Genomic DNA, 23,446 nt, shown 5'->3' with positions numbered 1-23,446 from the left:
TTGGTGAGCGAACCCAGGGAGCTAATGTCGGTAATTTGATTAATGCCAAGATTCAGTGTTGTCAGATTGGTGAGCGAACCCAGGGAGCTGATGTCGGTAATTTGATTGCCAAAGAGATCAAGTGTTGTCAGATTGGTGAGCGAACCCAGGGAGCTAATGTCGGTAATTTGATTAATGCCAAGATTCAGTGTTGTCAGATTGGTGAGCGAGCCGAGGGAGCTGATGTCGGTAATTTGACTTTCGTATAGAAAAAGGTTTGTGAGATTGGTGAGCGAGCGCAAGGCGCTGATGTCGGTAATTTGATAGCCACACAGATCCATTTCTGTCATGCTTAAAAGTATCCGTTCCGCAGCTTCAGCGTTATCAGTGCCAGCCTGGTGTAACAACGCTTCAACTGCGTGTCTTGCCAGTTTTGAAAGACTGTCAATATTCCTGCACCAGTCGGCAAAGCGGCTAAAACTCATTGGCTCGTTTGGTGGTTTTTCTGACATAAAACACTCCGAGATGGGTAATGGGGGATGGGGCATGGGACATGGATAATGGGAAGACTGTTGACTGTTGACTATTACAAATCGCCCTTGCGTACCTTCTGTTACTGAATTAAGTCTTCTATTTCAAATCTTCCAGCTTAATCCGAGGATCGACCGCTTTCAGCAGCAAATCTGCCAACAAATTCCCCACAATCAACATCGTCGCACCCATCATCAAACTTGCCATTACTAAATACAAATCTTGATTGTTCACCGCATCCAGAGTCAGCTTTCCCAAACCCGGCCAATTAAAGAAATATTCGGCAATAAACGCACCGCTCAACAAACTAGCAAACTCAAAACCCAATAGCGTAATCAACGGATTAACAGCATTCCGCAAAGCATGAATGTAAATTACTCGATCGTCCGGCAAACCTTTAGCCCGTGCTGTTCGGATATAATCTTGACGCAGCACGTCCAACAATTGTCCGCGCATCAATCTTTGCAAACCAGCAAAACCAGTAAGGCTGAGGGCGACAGTTGGCAAAATTAAGTGCCAGCCGTAATCGAGGATTTGACCCCACCAAGGTAAGTCTGCGTGGTCAATACTCGTCATTCCTCCGACGGGAAACAGAGGCGAAGTATTTTGAGCAAAAAATAGCAGCAGCAAGGCTGTGATAAAGCTGGGAAATCCTTGTCCGGTGTAGCTGACTACTTGCAGAACTCGATCGACTGTGCGGTTTTGATTGACGGCGGCGACAATTCCCAAAGGAATCGCGATCGCCCAAGTTACAATCAAAGATGCGATCGCCATCAACAACGTCGCCGGTACCCGTTCCCACAGCAGCGAAGCTACGGATCGCTGATACACAAAACTCGTGCCAAAATTCCCCCGCGTCACAATTTGTTGCAGCCACCGCCCATACTGCACAATAGCTGGTTTATCTAAGCCGAACTGCTGTTCTAGTTGCTTGAGTGTCTCCGGCGAAATCTTGGGATTTTGGCTCAAAGTGTCCAAGTAATTTCCCGGTGCTAGCTCAATAATTGCAAAACAAAGCATCGATGCCAAAAATAGTGTTAACAGCGCCTGCAACAGTCGCTTGAAAACATAAGTAAATGTCTCGCTGCCAAACAGAGAACTCAACGCTCGCCAATTTCGATTTAACTTAATAGAAGTCATGCGATTTTAGATTTTAGATTTTAGATTTTAGATTTGTGAATGATATTAATTCCAGTTGCATCGGAATGATTTAACCGCAGAGGACGCAGAGAGCACAGAGGAAGAAAAGAGAGAGATGAATAATTCCGATGCAAACGGAAAGGATATTATTTGTCAACAGCCAACAGTCAACAGTTAACAGTTAACTGACTAATATTCAACTAGCGTGACGATCGGCACATCCGGCAATTTCTGCCTGCCGCCCAAAGCCTGCAATTCGATGATAAAAGCAAAACCGACAAGCTCGCAGCCAGCTTGCTCCAACAGCTTAGCCGTCGCCGCCGCTGTTCCGCCAGTGGCGATTAAATCGTCCACAATCAGCACCCGGCTGCCGGATGTCATCGCGTCTCGGTGCATCTCCAGTCGATCGACACCGTACTCCAACTCGTACTCAGCAAAATGAACCGCACCTGGCAGTTTCCCCGGCTTGCGGACAGGAATAAAGCCTATTCCCATTTTATAAGCCAAAGGCGCGCCAAAGATGAAGCCCCGCGATTCCATGCCCACCACATAGTCAACAGACATTGCAGAGCATTTTTCGGCTAAGCTGTCAATGGTGTAGCTCAGCCCTTGCGGGTCGCGCAGCAAAGTTGTAATGTCTCGAAACATAATTCCCGGTTTGGGGAAATCAGGAATGTCGCGAATCAGAGATTTGATATCCATAAGCTTGCAGATCGGGGTTGAGGGTAACGAGGCATCAAAAATGGTATAATAATAACGTGAAAAATTTAAAATTTAAAAATAAAAATTAAAACTAAGAACTTCTTTAATTTTTATTCTTTAATTGCTTAATCCTTTACGTACTATGTAAACAAATGTCATAATTCCCTAACAACAGGGTTGAATATCACGATTTGTCGCCCTATGATCTAAAGTCAAAAATCTAATATCTAAAATCCAATGATTAAGTTGGCAGCACGAGTGGGTGAGGTTTCTCCTTCTATAACCTTGGCGATCGCAGCTAAGGCAAAAGCCATGAAGGCCGAAGGGATTGATGTCTGTAGTTTGAGTACGGGAGAACCCGACTTTGATACGCCCGAACACATTAAAGCAGCGGCAAAACAAGCTTTAGACGCGGGGAAGACTAAGTATGGCCCTGTGGCTGGGGAACCGCAGTTAAAAGCTGCGATCGCCCGCAAACTCCGCGATGACAACAATCTCAACTATCAACCAGAAAATATCATTGTCACCAACGGCGGCAAACATTCCCTCTACAATCTGATGATGGCTCTGATCGAGCCGGGAGAGGAAGTAATTATTCCGGCTCCCTACTGGCTAAGCTACCCTGAAATGGTTAAACTCGCTAGCGGCAAGCCAGTAATTGTACGGACTGATGCTTCTACAGGGTATAAAATTACACCGGAACAACTGAGTGGAGCGATTACTCCCAAAACCAAGTTATTTGTACTGAATTCGCCTTCTAACCCTACGGGAATGGTGTATACTCCGGCGGAAATCAAAGCATTGGCCGAGGTGATAGTCGATCGAGATATTTTAGTCGTTTCTGACGAAATTTACGAAAAAATTATATATGACGGCGCCCAACACGTCAGCATCGGTTCCCTGGGCAAAGAAATCTTTGATCGCACCCTGATCAGCAGCGGTTTTGCTAAAGCTTACTCGATGACAGGCTGGCGAGTCGGTTATTTGGCTGGGCCGATCGAATTAATCAAAGCCACCAGCACCATTCAAGGTCACAGTACATCAAATGTGTGTACTTTTGCACAGTACGGCGCGATCGCAGCTTTGGAAAGCAGCCAAGAGTCTGTCGAAAAAATGCGACTAGCTTTTGCCGAAAGGCGTCAGGTAATATTTGAATTACTCGATGCTATCCCTGGAATTAGCTGTATTAAACCAGACGGTGCTTTCTATATGTTTGTCAACATCAGCAAGACTGGAATGAATTCTTTGGAATTTTGTGACGCTTTCTTAGAACAGCAGCAAGTAGCCGTTATTCCGGGGATTGCTTTTGGTGCAGACGACCACATTCGCTTGTCTTACGCCACCGATTTAGGCACAATTAAAAAAGCCGTAGAAAGGCTCGATAAATTTGTCCGCAGCATCTAAAAATTAGTCAGTTGTCAGTGGGCATTGGGCATTGGGCATTGGGCATTGGGCATTGGGCATTGGTAGCAACTCACTAATGACTAAGTAGGTCAGCCCAAAAAACCTAGTATATCGTAGGGGCGGGTTCAGCGAAGAATCTATGATAAAAGCGATTTTATGAGTGCAAAACCCGCCCTCTCCCTCCCCATGTAATGTTTATTTGTAACCACCTACTTGATGAGTAATAACCACTGACCACTAACAACTGCCAACTGACAACTGTCAACTGTCAACTGACCACTAACAACTGACCACTAACAACTGACCACTAACAACTGTCAACTGCCCACTGTCAACTGCCCACTGTCAACTGACTAAAGCTGTTTAGTCATAATCTCTTTGAGCAAATCCAGCCCCTTCTTAACTCGCCGAGAAACAGTCACCGCACTGATACCCAAGCGTTCAGCCGTTTCCTTCTGCGTCAAATCGTAGAGAAAAACAAACTCCAATATCTCGCGAGTCCGTTGTTCCAACATAGCCAAAGCTTGCTGTACGCGAATTTGATCCTCTTGCGCCAACTGAAAACTCCGATACTTGCTATCGGGCATCAATTCGCCCAGACAAGTAGCCCCCTCATCTTCATCTTGCACCGGCGCGTCCAAACTCAGAGGCGACCGGTTGAGATGGGCCAACTTAATTTCTCGCCATTCTTCAACAGAAACCTCAAGGACTGCTGCTACTTCTGCATCCGTAGGTTTGCGGTTTAACTGCACCTGCAAATCCTTGATCGCTGCTACTGACTTGCGTTCCAGGGACTGCCAGTGGCGGGGAAATCGCACACAAGGGCTTTTGTCCCGCAAGTAGTGTTGAATTTCGCCCCGTATGTAGGGAATTGCAAAGGAACTAAAAGCGTGCCCCTTCGCGATATCAAACCGCTCTATCGCCCTGATCAACCCAATACATCCGACTTGCAGCAAATCGTCGTAGCTTTCGCCGCACTGGTTGATCCAGTGGTAAACTTCTTTTCTGACCAGTCCAATATTCAGTTTAACTAACTGATTGCGGATTGCATTCGATCCAGAAAGTTGGTACTCGCGCAACAATTGCAAATTTTCGCTTTTTAGCTCGTTCGGCACTGTGGTAGACATGGTGACATAAGGGTTGGTAGAGCAGAGGACTGAGGTTGCTTTAGATCTAGTTTCCCATCTAGTCTAAAAAAAATCACTTTTAGGTATTGTAATCCTAGCACTTAATGGGTGTGATACCGGACACACCAGTTGAGTTTTCGGAACGTGAACGGATTTAGCGGGATTATCCAAAGGTTTTCGGCATAAGGCAGACTTTTACCAGGTAGAAGGCCTTCGGCACAATCCCCAATTTAAGCAGGTTTTTTGAAAAATATATTATAAGCTGAAAGCGCTGTGAATACAATACTTTAATTAATTAAAAATCCCAACTTCATAACTTGCGAATGACCACAATTTAATCATAAATTTAGTCATTAGTCAACAGTCCTAAGTTATATTGCTCAAGACTGTTGGCTAATGAAGGGCGAGCAGGAGCTTTACGGCCAGAAACTGCTCAAGTTCGATCAATCCAGAAAGCCAATTTTACGATACAGAAGGCTCAATGCGAGCGTAAAACAAACCCCGAATTTTCACATCCAGAGCGGGTCTAGCTCCCAAATCAGTATCAGAAGGCTGCGTACTCTCAAAAATCCCGCCAACTTCGCCAGTGGCGCTGTTGACTTTAGCAACTTGGAGAGAAATTTTGCCCGCCTTAGTGCGGGTGTCAGCCAGCTTCACATTAGACCGTTTCAGTTTGGAATTGTCAGTAGCCGGAAGCGCTACAGCATTGTCATAGCCAGTCGCTACCCCGCGACCTTTAGGGTCTAAAAAGCCTGCGCTGCGGTAAGAAGGAACGTTAAACTCCCCTCTCAAATCGGTGGAAGTATTGATAGCAACTACTCCGGGTTCGGAACTAGCTACCAGTTCTTTAATGGTAAACAAGAAAGGTACTTGCTCTCCGCCCGGTAATTGAATCGTAATAGCTTGAAAGTCCAAGCCGTCCTCTTCTTTGAAAGTCAGAGTTCCGTCAGTACCGACCTTGAGCGTACCTTGAACTTGGTCAATGCTCGATGTGAACCGTGTCAGCAATTTACCAGGCACAAATTCCGCCTCTTGGCGTTTGTTTGCTGGTTCTTCCTTGACAAAATAAGTGGTGGGCTGCAAACACAAACCAGTCAGTTTATAAGTGCCGCCCGCTTCGATGGGGATCGATCCCCGAGAAGTTTCTGCCAAGCTAGGGCAGTTATTAGCCAAGCCAGTACCTCTAATCTCGTCGTAGGTGAGCAACTCGGTAGTCGCCACCGTCGTGTCAGAAGCAGAAGAACAAGCAACCAGCGCACTCATGCAAAATGCTAAAAGTGCAACAATTAAAGCACGATATTTCATTGCAAACCTCAATATCCAACATCGGATTATATTAAGAAAAAGCCCTACTTCGAGCAAAATATAATTGCCCGCCGGCAGGCTAGGCCAGCGCTTAGGGCAGCATTTAGATCCAGCTCGCTCGCTTCACCGACACCGGCATTGACTCAAAAAATCAAGCTAGTGCGCCGTGAAAATAAGCATGAACTTATGATTTCTCAAAAGTTCGGATCGCAGCCCAATACACATGGTACGACGGGTTGTGCTCTTTTCCTGACTTGGACTGCAAATTAATATTGCTTAAGTCAACCTACTTAAGTTACTTTGCTTATGACCCCGAATGGCGATCGCGACTAGCTCGATTAGTCAGTTGACCAAAAGGCTGGGGACCAAGGCCTTGTAGATTTCAAAGGAAGCAGCAGTATGGACAACGGCAAAGATTTAGAGTCAGAAAAGTTGCAGTCTCAAATGCAATCGCTGACAGAGGCGATTCGGACTTTAGCCGAAAGTTGTCAGGGAGACAGTCTGCTGCTTTTGGCCCTGCTGCGGAGGCTGGAAGCTTCGCACCGGGAAATTCGGGACGGTTTGTTTCAAGCGTCTTTTCCCGACAACCGCCAAGCACTTTACAAACTGCTCAGGAATATTGAAGCCAATGGCGGCTGGCCTTACATCCACCGCATGAAACTTCGATCGCTCTTGGGGTACACCCAACAATTATCTCCCCTAGAAGATTCTCCAGCCGAGTCGCCACAAGACTCGGCAGAAACTCCCCAGGACGTTAAATAGTGATGAGTGATGAGTTTAGTGAGTTTTACATTAACTCATCACTCATCACCGAGCTGCGCGATCGCACCTAGAACCCGAAAGGTGTAGGAACAGGTGTAGGAAAAGGTAGCGGCTTCGGCACCACCGTCGGGAATATCGGCGTCTGGCCCGGCATTGGCAATAGTCCGGGAGTCGGCGCCGGGGGGATCGAACTAATTGATAGCAGAGGCGAATCAGGCACGCTAACTGTCGGCGGAATCGGAATCCTCGGAGTCGGCGTCGGAGTCGGTGCTGCTGTCGGAGTCGGAGTTGGTGCTGCTGTCGGAGTCGGAGTTGGAGTCGGAGTCGGAGTTGGAGTCGGAGTTGGAGTCGGAGTCGGAGTTGGAGTTAGAGTCGGAGTCGGCGCCGCTGGTTCCGTGAGAGTCGGCGTCGCTGCTTCGGTGGGAGTTGGAGTCGGAGTTGGAGTCGGAGTTGGAGTCTCAGTCGGAGTTGGAGTTGGAGTTAGAGTTGGATCTGTAATTGTGGTTGTAACTGTAGTTGTAGTTGTAGTTGTAGTTGTGGTTGGCCTGGGAGTAACCGTCCCAGTCACAGCGATAAAATCGTTGACATCGATCAGCGCCGCCGGAGTGTCTGTCAAAATTGCTAAAAGCTTGCCGTCGAGCGTAATTACTGTATCCCTGAGATTTGAACCGTTGCCTTGGCTAACTACCAGTTGACCGAAAGATAAATTGCTCGGCAGTCCAAAGAAATCCTCTGCGTCATTGTAATCAGTAATTAAAACCAAACTGCCAGGCCCGGCTCCCAATCCAAAAACATCGCTGCCACTACCGCCAGTCAGAGTATCCGAACCCTCACCTCCGATCAGAGAATCATTACCCTCTGCCCCAAATAAATTGTCATTACCGAAACTGCCCAGAATTGTATCGTCACCGAGATTACCGGCCAAGGAATCATCGGCAAAACCGCCGTCTAAAACATCATTACCTTTGCCACCAAAGAGGAAGTCATTGCCTTCATCTCCCAGTACCGAGTCATCGCCTAAATCGCCGCGAAGCGTATCGGAACCGATGCCGCCAAAAACCGTATCGTCAGCCTTGCCCCCGAATATTTGGTCGTTGCCGGAGTCACCGAAGAGCGAATCAGTGCCGTCATTGCCATACAAAGTGTCGTCACCGTCGGCACCGAGGAGATAGTCGTTGCCGTCACCGCCAAACAGTTGATCTCCGCCACTACCGCCGTTGAGAGAATCATTCCCGACATCCCCGTAGAGAAAATCTTCATCAGCATTCCCGAACACCGAATCGTCTCCGTCACCCCCCACCAGGCTGTCATTGCCAGTACCGCCGGCAATCACATCAAAGTTCGCGTTGCCGCGAATCACATCGTCGCCGGCATCTCCGAATAAGGTGTCTAACCCGTCGTTGCCTTCGATGATGTCGTTGCCCAAACCGCCGAGAATTGAGTCGTCGCCGTTTCCGCCTAAAGCAAAATCGCGGCCTTGGTTGCCAATGAGTTCGTCATTTCCTTCGCCCCCAAACAGCGAATCTCCTCCGTCGCCTCCGAGCAGTTGGTCGTTGCCCGCGTCCCCCTCTAGGGTGTCATCTCCACTGGCGCCCAGGAGCGTGTCATCGCCATCTAAAGCGCGAATTCGATCGCCCTGCGGAGTTCCTAAAATAAAGTCGTTGCTGTCTGTGCCAATCAGGTTTGCCATAGGGAATACACCGCTCCTCAATAAAAGAATTCTTTAAATTAGGTTAATAGCCTTGGTAGCAGGGCATTACTGCTTGCCTACGTTAGCATAGTTGAGATTTTGGCAATAGTCGCGAAGCAGCGGGGGAGATTGGTGCGAGTGTCTTGATGTGCGATCGACAAATAGGTTCGTAGTGCGTCCTCGCGTCCGCTGAAATTGATGAGCTGACTAAAGTCCGCGCTACGAACCTATTTTATTAAATGACGAAGGGCTGCAATTTTTGTTCGCTAACAGGTAAAACTATCACAAATTCACTCCCCTCTCCCTCATGGGAATTCACATCAATTGTGCCGCCATGTTTTTCGACTACAATCTGGCGGGCGATCGCCAATCCTAACCCAGTACCTTTTCCTACGGCCTTCGTTGTGAACAAATGGTCAAAAATCCGTTGTTTCACAGCTTCTGTCATCCCCGCCCCGTTATCAGCAATTGTAATTTTGATATGCCGATCGCCCGATCGACCAATCCTCACCTTGATACAATTGGGATTAGCTGCGATTGCCGCAAAACTGCGTCCTTGACTTGACTCTTCTAGAGCATCGATCGCATTTGCGAGCAAATTCATAAATACTTGGTTAAGTTGACCGGGAAAGCATTCTATTTGAGGAAGATTCCCGTAATCTGTGACAACTTCGATCGCCGGACGGTGTTCGTTAGCTTTCAGCCGGTGTTTAAGAATTAAGATGGTGCTCTCAATCCCTTCATGAACATTAAAGGGAACTTTGTAGTCTTGATCGGCTCTAGAAAACGTTCGCAAACTCGTGCTAATATCACAAATACGTTGAACGCCCAACTTCATCGAGTCAATTAGCTTCGGTAAATCGTCACGGATATAATCTAGGTCGATCGCCTCAATTTCATCTTGAATCACGTCACTGACATTGGGATATTCTTGCTGATACAACTCAAGCAAACCGAATACATCTTGAATGTAATCCACAGCCGGTTTAATATTGCCACTGATAAAGCCGACAGGATTATTGATTTCGTGTGCCACGCCTGCAACGAGATTGCCTAGCGCCGACATTTTTTCACTTTGCACAAGCTGCATCTGAGTGCGCTGGAGTTTTTCAAGGGCTTGTTCCAGATTTTGTTTTTGCTGTTTTAGTAGCTCTTGGGCCTGCTGACGTTCCGTAATATCTTCTGTTATTAATAAAATGCCGAACACACGATCGTTGGCATCGCGCAGAGGTATCTTATTGGTATCTAACCAGATTTGTTGACCATCTATTCCTCGCGATGGCTCAATAATATGGAGTTCTGCTTGACCAGAATCCATAATGCGCCGATCGCCGTTTCGATACGAGTCTGCTTCTTCCTGACTCCACGGAAAATCGTAGTCATTTTTACCAATAAGTTCATCAGGTGAACTTAAGCCCGCAGCTTTAGCAAAACTATGATTACAACCCAAATATACTGAATTGATATCCTTCCACGCCACCCATTGCGGGACAGTATCAAATACCAAACGCAGTAAGTTTTGGGTTTGTTGGAGGGTGTCAATTGATGCAAACAATTCCTGAGTTCGTTCAGCAACTCGTTGCTCCAGTTCCTCTGTGAGTTCTTGCAGTTCTGCATTTCTGGCTTCCAGAGCTTGACTCAATTGACTGAGCTTGAGATGCGATCGCACCCGTGCTAACACTTCACTCTGTTGAAATGGCTTAGTAATGTAGTCAACCGCCCCTAATTCAAAACCTTTAACTTTATTCACAGGATCGGACAAAGCCGTCATGAAGATCACAGGAATATTCGCAGTTGCCGGATTTGCTTTGAGACGCTCACAGGTTTCAAAACCATCAATTCCTGGCATCATCACATCGAGCAAAATCAACGACACTGGAGTATGTTGCAATTGTTGAAGCGCACCTTCACCACTGGTCGCGATTGCCACTTCAAAGCTGGCATCTGCTAGCGTGTCTGAAAGCACCTTCAAATTACTTGGCATATCATCAACGATCAGAATAATGCTAGTATCAAATAACGGTAGGGTAGGATTTGTTAACATTTTATTAAATTCAATCATGGTAAACATCTCGCAGATAGTTGGATAGAGCCGAATCTCAGGTTTCTGGAGGTAGATACGAAAGCTTTAAATAAAAGCTTGACATTCAAAAAGTGGGGCGTATCTGATGGAGGGTGAGAGCCGCTATAATAGAATTACGGAATTATTCTGCTGGCAGATAGCGTTCGAGAAAAGGTGGAATCTTTTCAATTTGGAAATTTTCTGCATAGTAACGAACTTCCTGTACAAACGGTTTGTACTGTCGATCGACCTCTAATATTTTAAGCTGTTGTTCGATCGCCATTAAGCGTCCCTGCAAGGCTAATTTGTGCAACTGAGACAACACCTCATTGGTTGGTGGCACGATCTCTGGGGTTGATGAAGATGGTTCTAAGGAGTCGGCTGTTGCGTCCTCGCTGGCGATCGACTCATTGTCGTAGAGCCATTCTAGGTTAAGATACTTCTGTACTAGCTCTAGCAACTTTAACGCTTCAATCGGTTTTGGCAAAAAGACATTTGCACCAGCCTGAATGCTCTCGTTCTGATTGCTCTCAAACACACTAGCAGACGAGGCGATCGCCGCAACATCTTGCAGTTGGGAACAGGAGCGAATCTGCCGCAGCATCTGATAGCCATCCATCTCTGGCATCATCAGATCGGTAATAATCAGGTCAGGATGATGCTCCTTTGCCTTCTCTAACCCTTCTCGACCATTACTGGCTTCCATCATCTCAAATCCCAACGGTTCCAGTAAACTGACTACAACTGATCGATTCTCCCAGCGATCGTCCACCACCAGCACCAAGCGCTTGCCGCCCCCAAATCCCACAATCTTACCTTCGTGGGTTGTTCGCAAAGTTGTTGCCCAATCCTTAGCTTCGGGGAGTTCCACCTCAAACCAAAAAGTGCTACCCTGTCCCAACTGGCTTTTCACATTGAGCGTACTACCCATCAGAGTAACAATTTGCTGACTGATTGCGAGTCCCAAACCAGTACCTTCTGCTTGTTTTTTGACCTCACCTACTTGTTCAAAAGGTTGGAAAATTTTTGTGAGTCCATCTGGCGATATTCCCACCCCTGTATCTTCGATCTCAAAGCGAATTTGATAGGTTGCACGTTCGATTTTGTGACTTTTCGTGCGAAACGTCACCCCGCCTTTGTCAGTAAACTTAATGGCATTGCCCAACAAATTAATCAACACCTGTCTGAGGCGTTTTTCATCGATTGTCACCCCAGTAGGTAAATCAGCATCAGGCTCATAGGTAAAAGGAATTCCTTTTTGGTTAGCGCGGACACGCACAATCTCCGCAATGCCTTCGAGAAAGGCTGGCAAATGTACCTCGCTAGAGCTTAATTCCAATTTACGGGCTTCGATTTTTGCCAGGTCAAGAATATCGTTGATCAGGTTAAGTAAATGATTGCCACACTGGTAGATGACATCTACGCCTTTCTTGCCCCGTTCCGTCAGCGGTTCGTTCCCCTGAAGAATTTGAGCATAGCCCAGGATGCCATTGAGCGGGGTTCTCAGTTCGTGGCTCATACTTGCTAGAAAGTCGCTTTTGGCTTGGTTGGCGCTATCAGCGAGTTGCATAGCTGCTTCGAGTTCAGTCGTGCGTTCTTGAACTCGTTGTTCCAGGGTTTCAAAGGATTCTTTGAGTTGTCCTGCCATGTGGTTGAATGATGTTGCCAACTCGCCCAGTTCATCGCTGCGATCGGTAGGTAATGTCTGACTCCACTCTCCGTTAGCAAGTTGTTTAGATGCCTGATTTAACTGTAGGATTGGGCGGACTACTAACGATTGAGCTAACCGCCTGATCGCAATCAATGTCAGCAACAGGACAACACCAAAAATCGTGATGGCGATCGCTCCCACTTGCAGCTCACTTTGAATAATCGCACTGGCATTGAGCTCAATCACTAACAGGCCATTGGTTCGCCCAAACTGATTTTTAATGGGTGAATATCCATATAAAACCGGCAGCCCCTCAGAGTTTTTCTGAATATCCCGCTCGACAGTTGGCTGTTGCAGATTAGCAATGCCAGCTTGCAGCACAGACGTAGAGTTCTCTAAAGGCTCCCCAACTACTGCAAGAGGACGATTTTTTTGAGGTAAATCCAAGACAAAAACAACTTGACCGTTGGATTGTTGCCGCAGGGTGTAAATGTGCTGAATGGATGGACTGGCAGTTTGAATATTTTGCAGCCGTTCCTGGTTGATTTTGTAGAAAGGCTCTTTCATGTTGTCTGCGGTGACAGTGAGGGCAAGATAGTCACTGTCAATTTGTGGGGTTGCCAAGCGCAGTAATTCCAACAAACGATCGCGCATCTCCTGACGCTGAACTGTGCGTAACTGCCAGTACAATCCCGATGTCAGCAATCCAGCGGCCAATGTGATGAGGAGCGAATACGCTAAAACAATTTTTCGGCTAAGACTCTGTTGACGCATACTTTTTATCCTCAAGATTGTAGACCCAGGCTAGACCGATAAACTGTTTTTTGGGAGTCTCGCCCGACTGCGTTGGTAATCTCCTCCCATCCCTGTTCAATTCGCTGCATTGCTTCCTGTTTTGTAATTTTGTCTGCTAAGAAATCCGCTCGCACAGTATCAAGGAAATTTATATATTCCTGAGTTTTAGGAATTTTGAGATCCAAAACCATGTTGGGACTACTCAAACTCACACCGATCGCCCCTAAGTAGTTATTGGCAGCAGTAAAGGACATCCCTGATTTAATCCAGGGATCGGAATTTTTAAATTGGGAGATCCGATAGGGATTTAAGCCCGTGTTACCATGAGTAACGTTAATATTAGCCTGGGCAGGCTGACTCATGTAAGAGAGAAATGCGTAGGCAGCATCCTTTACTTTTGGTGGTGATTTTGCCGCCACTACACCCACCCAGCCCCCGTTGGCAGCGTAGGGTGCGTGATTAACTCCGCCAATGGCGTAAGGACAGGTAAACTTATCGCAGGCGACCAGTTTGTTAGTTTTGCGATCGAGCACTTGAGTCGTCCCCGGTGTAATTGAAGCCCCCACTTTATCTGTCACCTTAGACACCGCCTTATCAATAGCGAAGGGGCCAATATCACCCCAATCAAGGGTCATGGCACACCGCCCACTCAGAAATATTTTTCTCGCTGTAGCTAGATTCAGATTTTGATCATCGGGAACTCCATATTTCATGGTTTGTTTATATATCTCTAGCGCCTTAGCAAATCCTGGATTATTTACTAGAGGTTTCATTGTCTCTGGATCAAAAAATATTCCTTGGGCTGTTCCCTGAGATTGTAGAAAGGGAGCAAAAAATGAACCCAAGAATGTTGTACTGATTTCGTTGGCAACCTTGGGGATACAAGAGCCGTAGTCTGGTTCCCCATCGCCATTAAGGTCTTTGCCATGAAACTGTTTAGCTACTGCTAGATAGTCATCCCAAGTTTCGGGAGGCTTTAACCCTGCTTGCTTCAACAAATCCGTGCGGTAATAAACCATATGAAAATCACCATCTAAGGGAATTGTGTAGGTGCGTCCCTTGTAGTTGGCGCTGAAATCTCGGAATAGGGGTGCAATATCATCCCACTCTAAAGCAGGATCGGATTTTCGGCGATCGGTTAAATCTTCTATATAGCCAGCATCAGCAAAATCGATTTGCCACTGAGGCAAAATAATAGCTAGATCGTACTCTGAAGCATTGCCAGACCAGTTCTTCTGTAACAAGTTGCGATAATTTATAAAAGGAACCTCCTTTAGATCGATCTTAGCTCCAGTCAATGCCTCAAACCCAGCAATATTTCTCCCATCCGCTAGATTAAGTCCTCCAGGATTGGTAACAACATTAATTGTCACTCCATCAAATCGCTGAGGGGGCAAGGTGGTAGCGATAGAAGTAGTTGGGGTTAGCCCTGGGGATGAAAGCGTTGGGGGATTGGATTGAAAGAAGCTACATCCGGGCACTGCGATGCTGAGCCATAAGGCTGTTAACATTACAGCCAGATACTGGAATGGTTTCCTCCAAGAGTGTAAGCGTTGCTGCCAAGAAAAAATCATGGGTAGTAAGAGTGTGTCAATGTGAGGTTTACGTTTTGCAAAGCAGCACTTATTCTCAAGATTGCAGACCTAAACTAGAACGATAGGCTGCCCGTTGAGAGTCGCGGCCTACTTTGTTGGTAATCTGCTGCCATCTTTGTTCGATCTGCTGCATGGCTTGCTCTTTTGTAATTTTGTCTGCTAAGAAATCCGATCGCACAGTATCGAGGACTTCCAGATATTCCTGATTGTGAGGAATTGTCAAATCCAATACCATGTTTGGATTGCTCAAACTCACGCCGATCGCACCTAAATAGTTGTTGGCAGCATCGGTTGACATCCCTGATTTAATCCAGGGGTCTACGTTTTTAAATTGCGAAACCCGGTAGGGGTTGAAGCCGGTTTCGCCGATCGTCACATCTACATTCGATTGAGCGGGTTGACTCATATAGGAGAGAAACGCATAGGCGACATCCTTCACCTTTGGCGCTGCTTTTGACGCCACGACACCAACCCATTCCCCATAGGCTGCATAGGGCGCGTGATTGACTCCATCAATGGCGTAAGGACAGATAAACTTATTGCAGGCGACGAGTTTGTTAGTTTTGCGATCGAGAATTTGAGTCGTACCCGGAGTGATAAAGGCTCCTATTTTATTAATCACTTTAGACTTGGCAGGATCGATCGCCAGCGTACCAACATCTCCCCAGTCAAGAGTCATCGCACACCTCCCACCCAGAAATAATGCTCTTGCTTTGGCTTGACTCAGATTTTGATCCTGGGGAACTCCATAGTTCATTGTTTGTTTATAGATTTCTAGTGCTCTAGCAAATCCGGGATTGTTGACTAAGGGTTTCATCGTATCTGGGTCAAAAAATACCCCTTGTGCCGTTCCCTGAGATTGTAAAAAGGGAGTGACAAATGAACCCAATATCGATGCACTATATTCCTTGGGAACCTTTTCAATACAAGAGCCCTAGTCTAGTTCGCCATCGCCATTCAGGTCTTTGCCGTGAAACCGTTTGGCTACTGCTAGATAGTCATCCCACGTTGCTGGAGGCGTTATACCATTTTTCTAAAGTTATGCTAGAGTTACATGAAAAGTAAAGGAGAACATTAAAATGTCTGGGCGTCCTCATATAACGATTACCGAATCTATAGAAGTATTGCTAGAGATTCGGAAAAAACAAAAAAGAATTTTAGCATATAATAAAGTTCAAATGCTTTATTTATTTCAGTCAAAACAAGTAGAAACAGTCCGAGAAGTATCGTCAGTTTTGGGTAAAAGTGAAACCACAATTCATCGCTGGCTCTTTCAATATAAAGAGGGTGGTCTGGAAAACTTGTTAAAAAATCGGCAGATTTTTGGCAGACCCAAGAAGTTTTCAGTTGAAGTAGCGGCTTCAGTACAACAAGAATTGAGAGACTCCGAAGGATTTTCCAGTTATAAAGAAGTTCATCTCTGGCTCTGGCTAATCAAAGAGATACCTAGTAGTTATCAAGCTGTATACTCCTTGGTAAAAGGGGAGTTAAAAAGTAAATTAAAAATCCCAAGACCTCGAAGTGTTGAACAAAAGCCAACGGCAATTAATGAATTCAAAAATAGTCTGTCTCATCAAGTCAAAACCTTACTGGAAAAAGCTCCTGATCAAGTCAACAAATACAAAAGATTTCTATTTTGATGTAGTGATGAAACTCGATTAGGACTACATACAATTCAGAGACGAAGGCTAACACTACGGGGTGTAAAACCCCTGGGAAAACATCAATGGAAATTTAAATGTTTCTGGCTTTACGGAGCCGTATCCCCATCTACTGGCAGAAGTTTTTTTTGGGAGTTTTCCCATTTAGATAAAGTTTGTTTTCAAGCATATTTGCAACAATTATCGCTTCAATATCCCGATGAATTGCATATCATTCAAGTCGATAATGCTCCCGGTCATCTTTTAAGCATATCTGAATTGCCAGACAATATTATTTTACTATTTCAGCCTCCTCACTGCCCTGAAGTAAATCCAACAGAAAGAGTGTGGGAATACATCAAAGAATTTTTAGCTTGGTTAGTTTTTAGTAATCTTGACGAACTCCGCGTAAAAGTTCAGGAAATCTTAGCATCTTTAACGAATCATGTCATTGGTTTTCTCACAGGATGGTCTTGGATTTTACATTCTTTATCTCTAGCACATCTTTAAAAAAATGGTATTAACCCCGCTTGCTTCACTAAATCCGTGCGGTAATAAACCATATGAAAGTCACCATCCAACGGAATCGTGTAGGTGCGTCCCTTATAATTTGCGCTGAAATTCCGAAATAGGGGAGCAATATCGTCCCACTGTAAAGCAGCGTCAGACTTCCTTCGTTCCGTTAAATCTTCCAAATAGCCAGCATCAGCAAAGTCGATTTGCCACTGAGGCAAAACAACTGCCATATCGTATTTTGAAGCAGTACCAGACCAGTTCTGTTGCAATATGTTGTATAAATCTTTAAACGGAACACCCGTCAGCTTAACTTTCGCTCCAGTCAATGCTTCAAACCCAGCAATGTGTCGCATAGTCGCTGTTTTTTGCGCTCCATCATGGGTGATGACATTAATCGTTACACCATCGAAGCGTTGAGCGGGGGAGGTTGTAGCGATAGAAGTTGTTGGTGTTGGCCCTGGCGATGAAACCGTTGGGGAATGGGATTGAAAGAAGCTACAGCCTGGAACTGCGATGCTGAGCCATAAGGCTGTTAGCAACATGGCAAGATACTTGAGTGGTTTGATGCAAGCGCATAAGCGTTGGTTTATAGAAAATTCATGGTTTGATACAGATCCAGTACAGGTGATAATAAAGACTATTTGATGGACATTTCGATCGCAAATTCTGTCCCCTCACCAACCGCAGAGTAGCAACTCAACTTACCGCCGTGGGTTTCTTCGACAATCTGGCGGGCGATCGCCAACCCCAACCCTGTACCCTTACCCACAGCTTTTGTAGTAAATAAATGGTCAAATATTTTTTGTTTAAGCTCTTCATTCATTCCCTTACCATTATCAGAAATGGTAATTTTTACTAGATTATCTGCCGTTGAAGTGGTAACAGTAATTCGGTTGAGATTGGCTTTAATTGACTGAAAGTTTCGTCCAACATTCGACTCATCCAATGCGTCAATGGCATTAGCCAAAATATTCATAAACACCTGATTTAGTTGTCCGGGGAAACACTCGATTTGAGGTAAATTGCCATAGTGGGTAATCACTTCAATAGCGGGACGTTGATCATTGGCTTTCAGACGATGTTTGAGAATCAAAATCGTGCTATCAATGCCTTCGTGAATGTTGAAAAGAACTTTATGATCGCGATCTGCACGGGAAAATGTTCGGAGTGAAGTGCTGATCTTACTTAACCTGTCGCACGCGATAGACATGGCATCAATGACTTTTGGTAAGTCTTCCAAGCTATAATTCAAGTCAATTTCTTCGGCATGAGCGATAATTTTCTCAGTTGGCTCTGTTAGCGTTTTTTGATATAGTTCTAAGTGTTCAACAATGTCATTAAAGGTTGGTTTGGCTTGGTGGAGACTAGCAGAAATAAAACCCAAAGGATTATTCATTTCGTGAGCTACCCCAGCCACAAGATTACCCAGTGCCGACATTTTTTCACTTTGGACTATTTGTAATTGAGCGTTTTGTAACTCGGTTAATGCTTGTGCTAAATCTTGCGTCTTTTGCTGCACAGCAAGTTCTGCTCGCTTGCGATCGCTAATATCAATTACCACTCCATCCCATAAGATTGCACCATCTGCTTGGCGCGCTGGCCTAGCAGCAGAGAAAACCCATTTTACGATTCCTGAAGGCACAATAATACGCCATTGTTGCTCAAATGGTGTTAGATTTTGGGCAGAGTAGATCATTGCTTGTGTAATAGTTAGGTCATCATCAGGATGATGCATAGCGTTAAGGCTATGTACACCTGCCATCACTAACTCTGGTGCTAACTCATATAAGTCGAAACAGCCAGAGCTGACATAAGGTGTTGAAATTGAACCGTCAGCCCCCAGACGTAATTGGTACACCGTACCAGGAATATTATTTGCTAAATTTTGGAAACGGATTTCACTAGCCTGCAATTTTGTTAGAGATTGTGTTAACTGTTGTGCATATTTTTGAGAATTTTCATAGAGTCGCGCATTTTCTAGGGAAATAGCAGCTTGAGCGCAAAGTAAATTTAGCAGTTCGACGCGATCGCGCGTGAAAGCACCCTTTGCTAAATTATTTTCTAGATATAAAATGCCCATCAACTTGCCTTGATGCAAAATCGGGCTGCACAAAATACTCTTCGGCTGCTGGCGCATGATATAATGGTCATTGGCTAAAGTCAGATCGGCACTCGCATCAACTATTACGGCAGTCTGCTGGTTGTGATTAACTTTGTAAATCAGCTTTAAGGGAATATCTTGACTCTCTTCAATGGGAAGGCGCTGAAACACAACTGGCTCCGTCCCCACGCTTATTGAGCCTTTAATGAGCAGGCGATCGTCTCGCAACAGCATTAACACGCATTTGTCAGCCCCCGCATTTTCAATGACAATGGAAAGCAACGATGAAAGTAGTTTTTCGAGTTCGATTTCACTGGAAATAGTTTGGGAAGCTTTAAGAATCGCTTTTAAATCTAGGGTATCTGAGACACTGCTGCTAGAAGTAGCCGAACTCGTGGATGTGACAGTTGCTAATGCGAAGATGGTTGCGTCAGTTGACAGGGGAGAACGGGTTTGTTTTAATATGGGGGCAAGTAATTGGGGATAGCGTTTTTCCAGGTCGGCGGCTTTGGCTATTGCACCCCAACGAGCGTAGCAATAGTAGGCGTCCTGCATATATCCGGCTGCTACTTTTGCTTTGCTCCATTCAAGGTAGAATCTAGCGGCGAGTTCGTTAGCAAGTGCTTCTTCTTGGATGTATTTGTTGGTTTTGGCTGTTGCGATCGCTCGATCATAGAACTCAATGGCTTCGGCTTTTCGCCCTAACACTCGACATTTTTCGGCTTCTACCAAATCAAATTTATGCTGATAATTCATCGGGGCATGGTGCGCCCAGTGTTGCAACTGAGTTTGGTTTTCTATTACACTCTGCAATTCTGCTGATGTTTCATCTAATTGTGGATTCAATTGTGCCAAAGTCAGCAGAGAATCATAAAGATAAAATACTGGTTCGGTGACTAATCCCGCACCAGCCATAAAATAGCGCCTGACTTCAACAGCATGATTTTTCGCTGGCTCAATTTCTCCAAATAAGAAACAAAGCAGCAGTTTATACAAATGGAAAATATACAATCCATATCCATCATTTGCCGACTGTAGCTGCTGGAGAAATTCTGTTTCTTCAAGGGCTTTTCCAGATAAAAAAGTGGGATGTTCTGCAAAACCTAGCAGATTTAAAACTGGTTGCCAATAGATCCGGCTATAATTTGCGGTTGTCAATTGATTTAATTGCATCAAACTATGGCAGTAGGCGCTAATATCCTGCTCTAAGGTAGCCAGGGATTGATTACACCAAAAAGAATTGAGACAAAAAGTGTGCCCATTATATCCAGCCATTACCAGGTTTCCAAATTCTAGGGCAGCGGTGTAACCTTCTTGCAACAGGGGTAGTGTTTCTTTAATGTGAGATTTGCGGTGTACAACAAATATCCCCAAGATCATCAAAACATCTGTTTTACTTGCTTTGGCATCGAGTTTTGAAATGATCTGGAGTCCCAGGGAACCAAATTGCGATCCTGTATCTACGGCTTGTAAGAAATTGCAGAGAATACTGCCATAGGTCGCATAGCCTAAAGCAGAAGTGGATGTGTTACCGTACTGAATTGAGAGTTTAACGGACAAACTATTCAGCAATTGGTACAGCGCAGAGCCAGAGAGGTAAGCTGCTGGGATTATGATATTGACAATCTTAAGAGTAGCGAGTTTTTCTGCATCCCTCATCTCAGGCAAGTTAACCAAATCGGCAATTTCCCTATCTCCAATGAGTTCCTCAATCTCTTGGATTTCCTGTTGAAGATCTGATGGTGCGGGTGTTTCAGGAAAGGTAACGCCAAGCTGTTGTAAGACTTGTTGGCCAATCGCGATCGCTGAGGTTAATTTACTTTGGGAAATATGAAATTGAATTCTAATACAGTAAACATTGACCTTTTCCGGTAAGGAGCGTGCCTGTTGAATCACAATATCAATGAACTTTTCCATCGCCTCAAATTCACCATTTAGCATTGCCACTTCCGCCGCTAATTCATAGAAGGCGAGACTCATTTCATACTGCTGTTGCCAAGTATTTTCTACTAACAGGGATAATCCCACTGTGGCATATTCACTCGCCGCTTGATAGGCGGTGGCACTTTTTGCTTTGCGACAGGCAATCAGATTGAGTTTTGCTAATTCTTCTCGTTCTGTTTGTTTGGTAATTAAAGAAGTTCCGTGATTTAATTGATTGACGATTTCAAAAATCCGGTCTTCTCTTGCTTGTGCGGAAATCTGTTGCAGCAGTAGTTGTCCGATTTTGAGATGAGTTGCTTGTTTTTGGTCATCGGGAATCAAAGAATAAGCGGCTTGTTGGACGCGATCGTGTAAAAATTTGTAGTTAACAGTCTGTTGATTTTCTTGAGTAACTGCTAGATTTTCTTCCCCAACATAAAACTTATAAACATCGCCGATCGGTAAAATCAATCCTTCTTGCAAGGCTTTCCACAATGCAGCCGCCGTCTCTACCTCCGATTGTTCCGAAACAATTGCCAAAGTATTTAAATCAAAAGAGTTGCCAATACAAGCAGCTAACTGCAATAATTCTTGAGTTGATGGCGGGAGTTTTCGTAGTTGCAAACTCATAAAAGCCACAACATCATCTGTAACCGATTGAATTGTCACTTCTGCAAGGTCACAATGCCAACAGCCTAATTTCACATCAAATTGAATCAGTTTTTCTTGATGTAATGCTTTGAGAAATTGGGTGGCAAAAAACGGATTTCCTTGAGTTCTCTGAGCTACCAATTTAGATAGAGGGGATGCCAAACTTAACGAACATTTTAGCGTCTCAGCAACTAACTGATTTACCGTTATTTGATTCAGGGGTGCTAAAGTAATTGTATTAATCGTTGCTTGGTTTTTTTGAATCTCACTCAAAGTCAACATCAATGGATGTGCTGGATTGACTTCGTTATCACGATATGCACCAATTAATAAAAGATGACTGCTATCAGACATTAATAGCTGCATTAACTTCAGCGATGCCGAATCTGCCCATTGCAAGTCATCTAAAAACATCACCAAGGGGTGTTCTGGGCTGGTAAAGACTTGGGTAAATTTCTGAAATAATAAATTAAATCGATTTTGGGCTGCTGTTCCCGATAATTCGACTGCGGGTGGTTGTTGTCCGATAATTATTTCTAGTTCGGGTATAACTTCGATAATTACTTGTCCGTTTTCTCCCACAGCTTCTAAAATCTTATTTTTCCATTGCTGGATTTGAGAATCACTTTCGGCGAGCAATTGCCCCATTAAATCTCGAAATGCTTGGACGAAAGCACTTAAGGGAATATTCCGTTGAAATTGGTCAAATTTTCCTTTGATGAAATAACCCCGTTGTCGTACAATGGGTTTGTGAACTTCGTTGACAACGGCTGTTTTTCCAATGCCGGAAAATCCAGCGACTAGCATCATTTCTGTTTTCCCTAAACTGACTCTTTCAAAAGCTTGGAGTAGGGTTTCTATTTCAGTTTCTCGTCCATAAAGTTTGTCGGGGATGATGAAGCGATCGCACAGATCCTTTTGAGCTATTTTAAAGCTTTCAATGTTCCCAGATTCTTGGAGTTGACGTAAACATTTTTCTAGATCGGATTTCAGTCCTAACGCACTCTGATAGCGCTCTTCCACATTTTTCGCCATCAATTTGCTGACAATCTCTGAAAGTACAAATGGAATTTGTGGCTTGATTTCATGTACTAATGGTACTGCTTTGGCGATATGGCAATGCACTAACTCCATTGGATCATTTGATTGAAATGGCAATTTTCCTGCCAGCAATTCGTAGAAAGTCACCCCTAAAGAATAAAAATCAGTCCGATAATCAATCCCCCGATTCATTCTGCCTGTTTGTTCTGGGGAAATGTAAGCCAGCGTTCCTTCTAACACATTGGGATTGAGCAAAGCTTGGGTTTCTCGTGGCAGTAGAGAAGCGATACTAAAGTCAATTAATTTAACTTGTTTGGTTTCGGGATTAATGAGAATATTACTGGGTTTGATGTCTTTGTGAATGATGCGCTCGCGATATAATACATCTAAGGCATCGCACAGAGCGATCGCTAGAACTAAAAACTCCCTCAAAGATAGTGCATTTTTCTCTTTAAGTGCCCATTCCTGAAGGGAAATCCCCCCAAAATCTTCCATCACCAAGGCATAGCCATTTCGATAGGGTTCTAGACTGTAGGTTTGGATAATTAGGGGTGAGTTAAGGTTTTTAGCAATAGTGTATTGATTGCGAAACTGCACCAGTTCGCTAAAGGTGGGATACTCATTTTTCAGTAGTTTAATAACAACAGGTAGTTGGTCATCGGTACGGATGGCTTGATAAACCAAGGTGCGAGTTCCTTCATCAATTGTTTTGATAATTTGACAGTTAAAAAGTTGAGATTTTGTGTTTTTGTTGTGGTTTGGGTGGGAGTTGTTCATGGCTATTGTTGACGTAAAATTAGTGAGTGGTTTGTTAATGAGTCTGAATGTCAG

General features: G+C 44.7%; 14 protein-coding genes and 1 pseudogene. 3 read left to right on the top strand and 12 right to left on the bottom strand.

The genetic code is table 11. The features are described from left to right. From QUA44_RS05510 to QUA44_RS05500, 3 genes are all read right to left on the bottom strand, one after another. On the bottom strand, positions 1-491 hold a 491-nt coding region (locus QUA44_RS05510; RefSeq protein WP_333309544.1), incomplete at its 3' end, for a leucine-rich repeat domain-containing protein. Positions 492-609: 118 nt separating this feature from the next. Continuing rightward, entirely contained in the window at positions 610-1,650 is a 1,041-nt protein-coding gene (locus QUA44_RS05505) for an ABC transporter permease (protein ID WP_333251988.1), read from the bottom strand. 189 nt (positions 1,651-1,839) lie between these two features. Beyond that, positions 1,840-2,352: an adenine phosphoribosyltransferase gene (locus QUA44_RS05500; protein WP_333251987.1), complete on the bottom strand. Its 513-nt coding sequence runs from the start codon at positions 2,350-2,352 to the stop codon at positions 1,840-1,842. A 237-nt stretch (positions 2,353-2,589) separates the two neighbouring features. Here QUA44_RS05500 and QUA44_RS05495 point away from each other — a divergent pair, with 237 nt between their 5' ends. Continuing rightward, positions 2,590-3,756, top strand: a complete 1,167-nt coding sequence (locus tag QUA44_RS05495; protein ID WP_333251986.1) for a pyridoxal phosphate-dependent aminotransferase — start codon at positions 2,590-2,592, stop codon at positions 3,754-3,756. Between the two features lie 353 nt (positions 3,757-4,109). Here QUA44_RS05495 and QUA44_RS05490 read toward each other — a convergent pair whose 3' ends face one another. Beyond that, positions 4,110-4,883, bottom strand: coding sequence for an RNA polymerase sigma factor SigF (locus QUA44_RS05490; protein WP_333251985.1), 774 nt, complete (start codon positions 4,881-4,883; stop codon positions 4,110-4,112). 462 nt (positions 4,884-5,345) lie between these two features. After that, positions 5,346-6,188, bottom strand: a complete 843-nt coding sequence (locus QUA44_RS05485; protein WP_333251984.1) for a photosystem II manganese-stabilizing polypeptide — start codon at positions 6,186-6,188, stop codon at positions 5,346-5,348. A 399-nt stretch (positions 6,189-6,587) separates the two neighbouring features. Between QUA44_RS05485 and QUA44_RS05480 the strand changes: the two genes are divergently transcribed. Further along, positions 6,588-6,950: a hypothetical protein gene (locus QUA44_RS05480; protein WP_333251983.1), complete on the top strand. Its 363-nt coding sequence runs from the start codon at positions 6,588-6,590 to the stop codon at positions 6,948-6,950. A 67-nt stretch (positions 6,951-7,017) separates the two neighbouring features. Here the strand turns inward: QUA44_RS05480 and QUA44_RS05475 are convergent, their stop codons facing one another. The 5 genes from QUA44_RS05475 to QUA44_RS05455 form a co-directional block, all read right to left on the bottom strand. Next, the gene (locus QUA44_RS05475; RefSeq protein WP_333251982.1) at positions 7,018-8,640 is read right to left on the bottom strand and encodes a calcium-binding protein; all 1,623 of its coding nucleotides are present in this window, start codon (positions 8,638-8,640) and stop codon (positions 7,018-7,020) included. A 235-nt stretch (positions 8,641-8,875) separates the two neighbouring features. Next, positions 8,876-10,702 (bottom strand): response regulator, encoded by a 1,827-nt coding sequence (locus QUA44_RS05470; protein WP_333276559.1) that lies wholly within the window; start codon positions 10,700-10,702, stop codon positions 8,876-8,878. 142 nt (positions 10,703-10,844) lie between these two features. Next, entirely contained in the window at positions 10,845-13,127 is a 2,283-nt protein-coding gene (locus tag QUA44_RS05465) for an ATP-binding protein (RefSeq protein ID WP_333251980.1), read from the bottom strand. A gap of 11 nt (positions 13,128-13,138) precedes the next feature. Further along, positions 13,139-14,659, bottom strand: coding sequence for an extracellular solute-binding protein (locus QUA44_RS05460; RefSeq protein ID WP_333251979.1), 1,521 nt, complete (start codon positions 14,657-14,659; stop codon positions 13,139-13,141). Positions 14,660-14,777: 118 nt separating this feature from the next. Further along, complete coding sequence (locus QUA44_RS05455; RefSeq protein ID WP_333251978.1) at positions 14,778-15,632, bottom strand: extracellular solute-binding protein; 855 nt, start codon at positions 15,630-15,632, stop codon at positions 14,778-14,780. 190 nt (positions 15,633-15,822) lie between these two features. Between QUA44_RS05455 and QUA44_RS05450 the strand changes: the two are divergent. Beyond that, positions 15,823-16,893, top strand: a pseudogene (locus QUA44_RS05450) (IS630 family transposase). Here the strand turns inward: QUA44_RS05450 and QUA44_RS05445 are convergent. After that, positions 16,890-17,441 (bottom strand): extracellular solute-binding protein, encoded by a 552-nt coding sequence (locus QUA44_RS05445; protein WP_333251844.1) that lies wholly within the window; start codon positions 17,439-17,441, stop codon positions 16,890-16,892. The pseudogene QUA44_RS05450 and the gene QUA44_RS05445 sit on opposite strands and share 4 nt — an antisense overlap. 95 nt (positions 17,442-17,536) lie before the next feature. Next, complete coding sequence (locus QUA44_RS05440) at positions 17,537-23,392, bottom strand: AAA family ATPase (RefSeq protein ID WP_333251845.1); 5,856 nt, start codon at positions 23,390-23,392, stop codon at positions 17,537-17,539. Positions 23,393-23,446 lie beyond the last annotated feature (54 nt).

This window comes from Microcoleus sp. N9_A2 (genome assembly GCF_036701775.1).
In the GTDB taxonomy this organism is placed as follows: Bacteria; Cyanobacteriota; Cyanobacteriia; order Cyanobacteriales; family Microcoleaceae; genus Microcoleus.
Note: the sequence above shows the minus strand (reverse complement) of the source record. Positions and strands in the feature narration are given on the sequence as shown.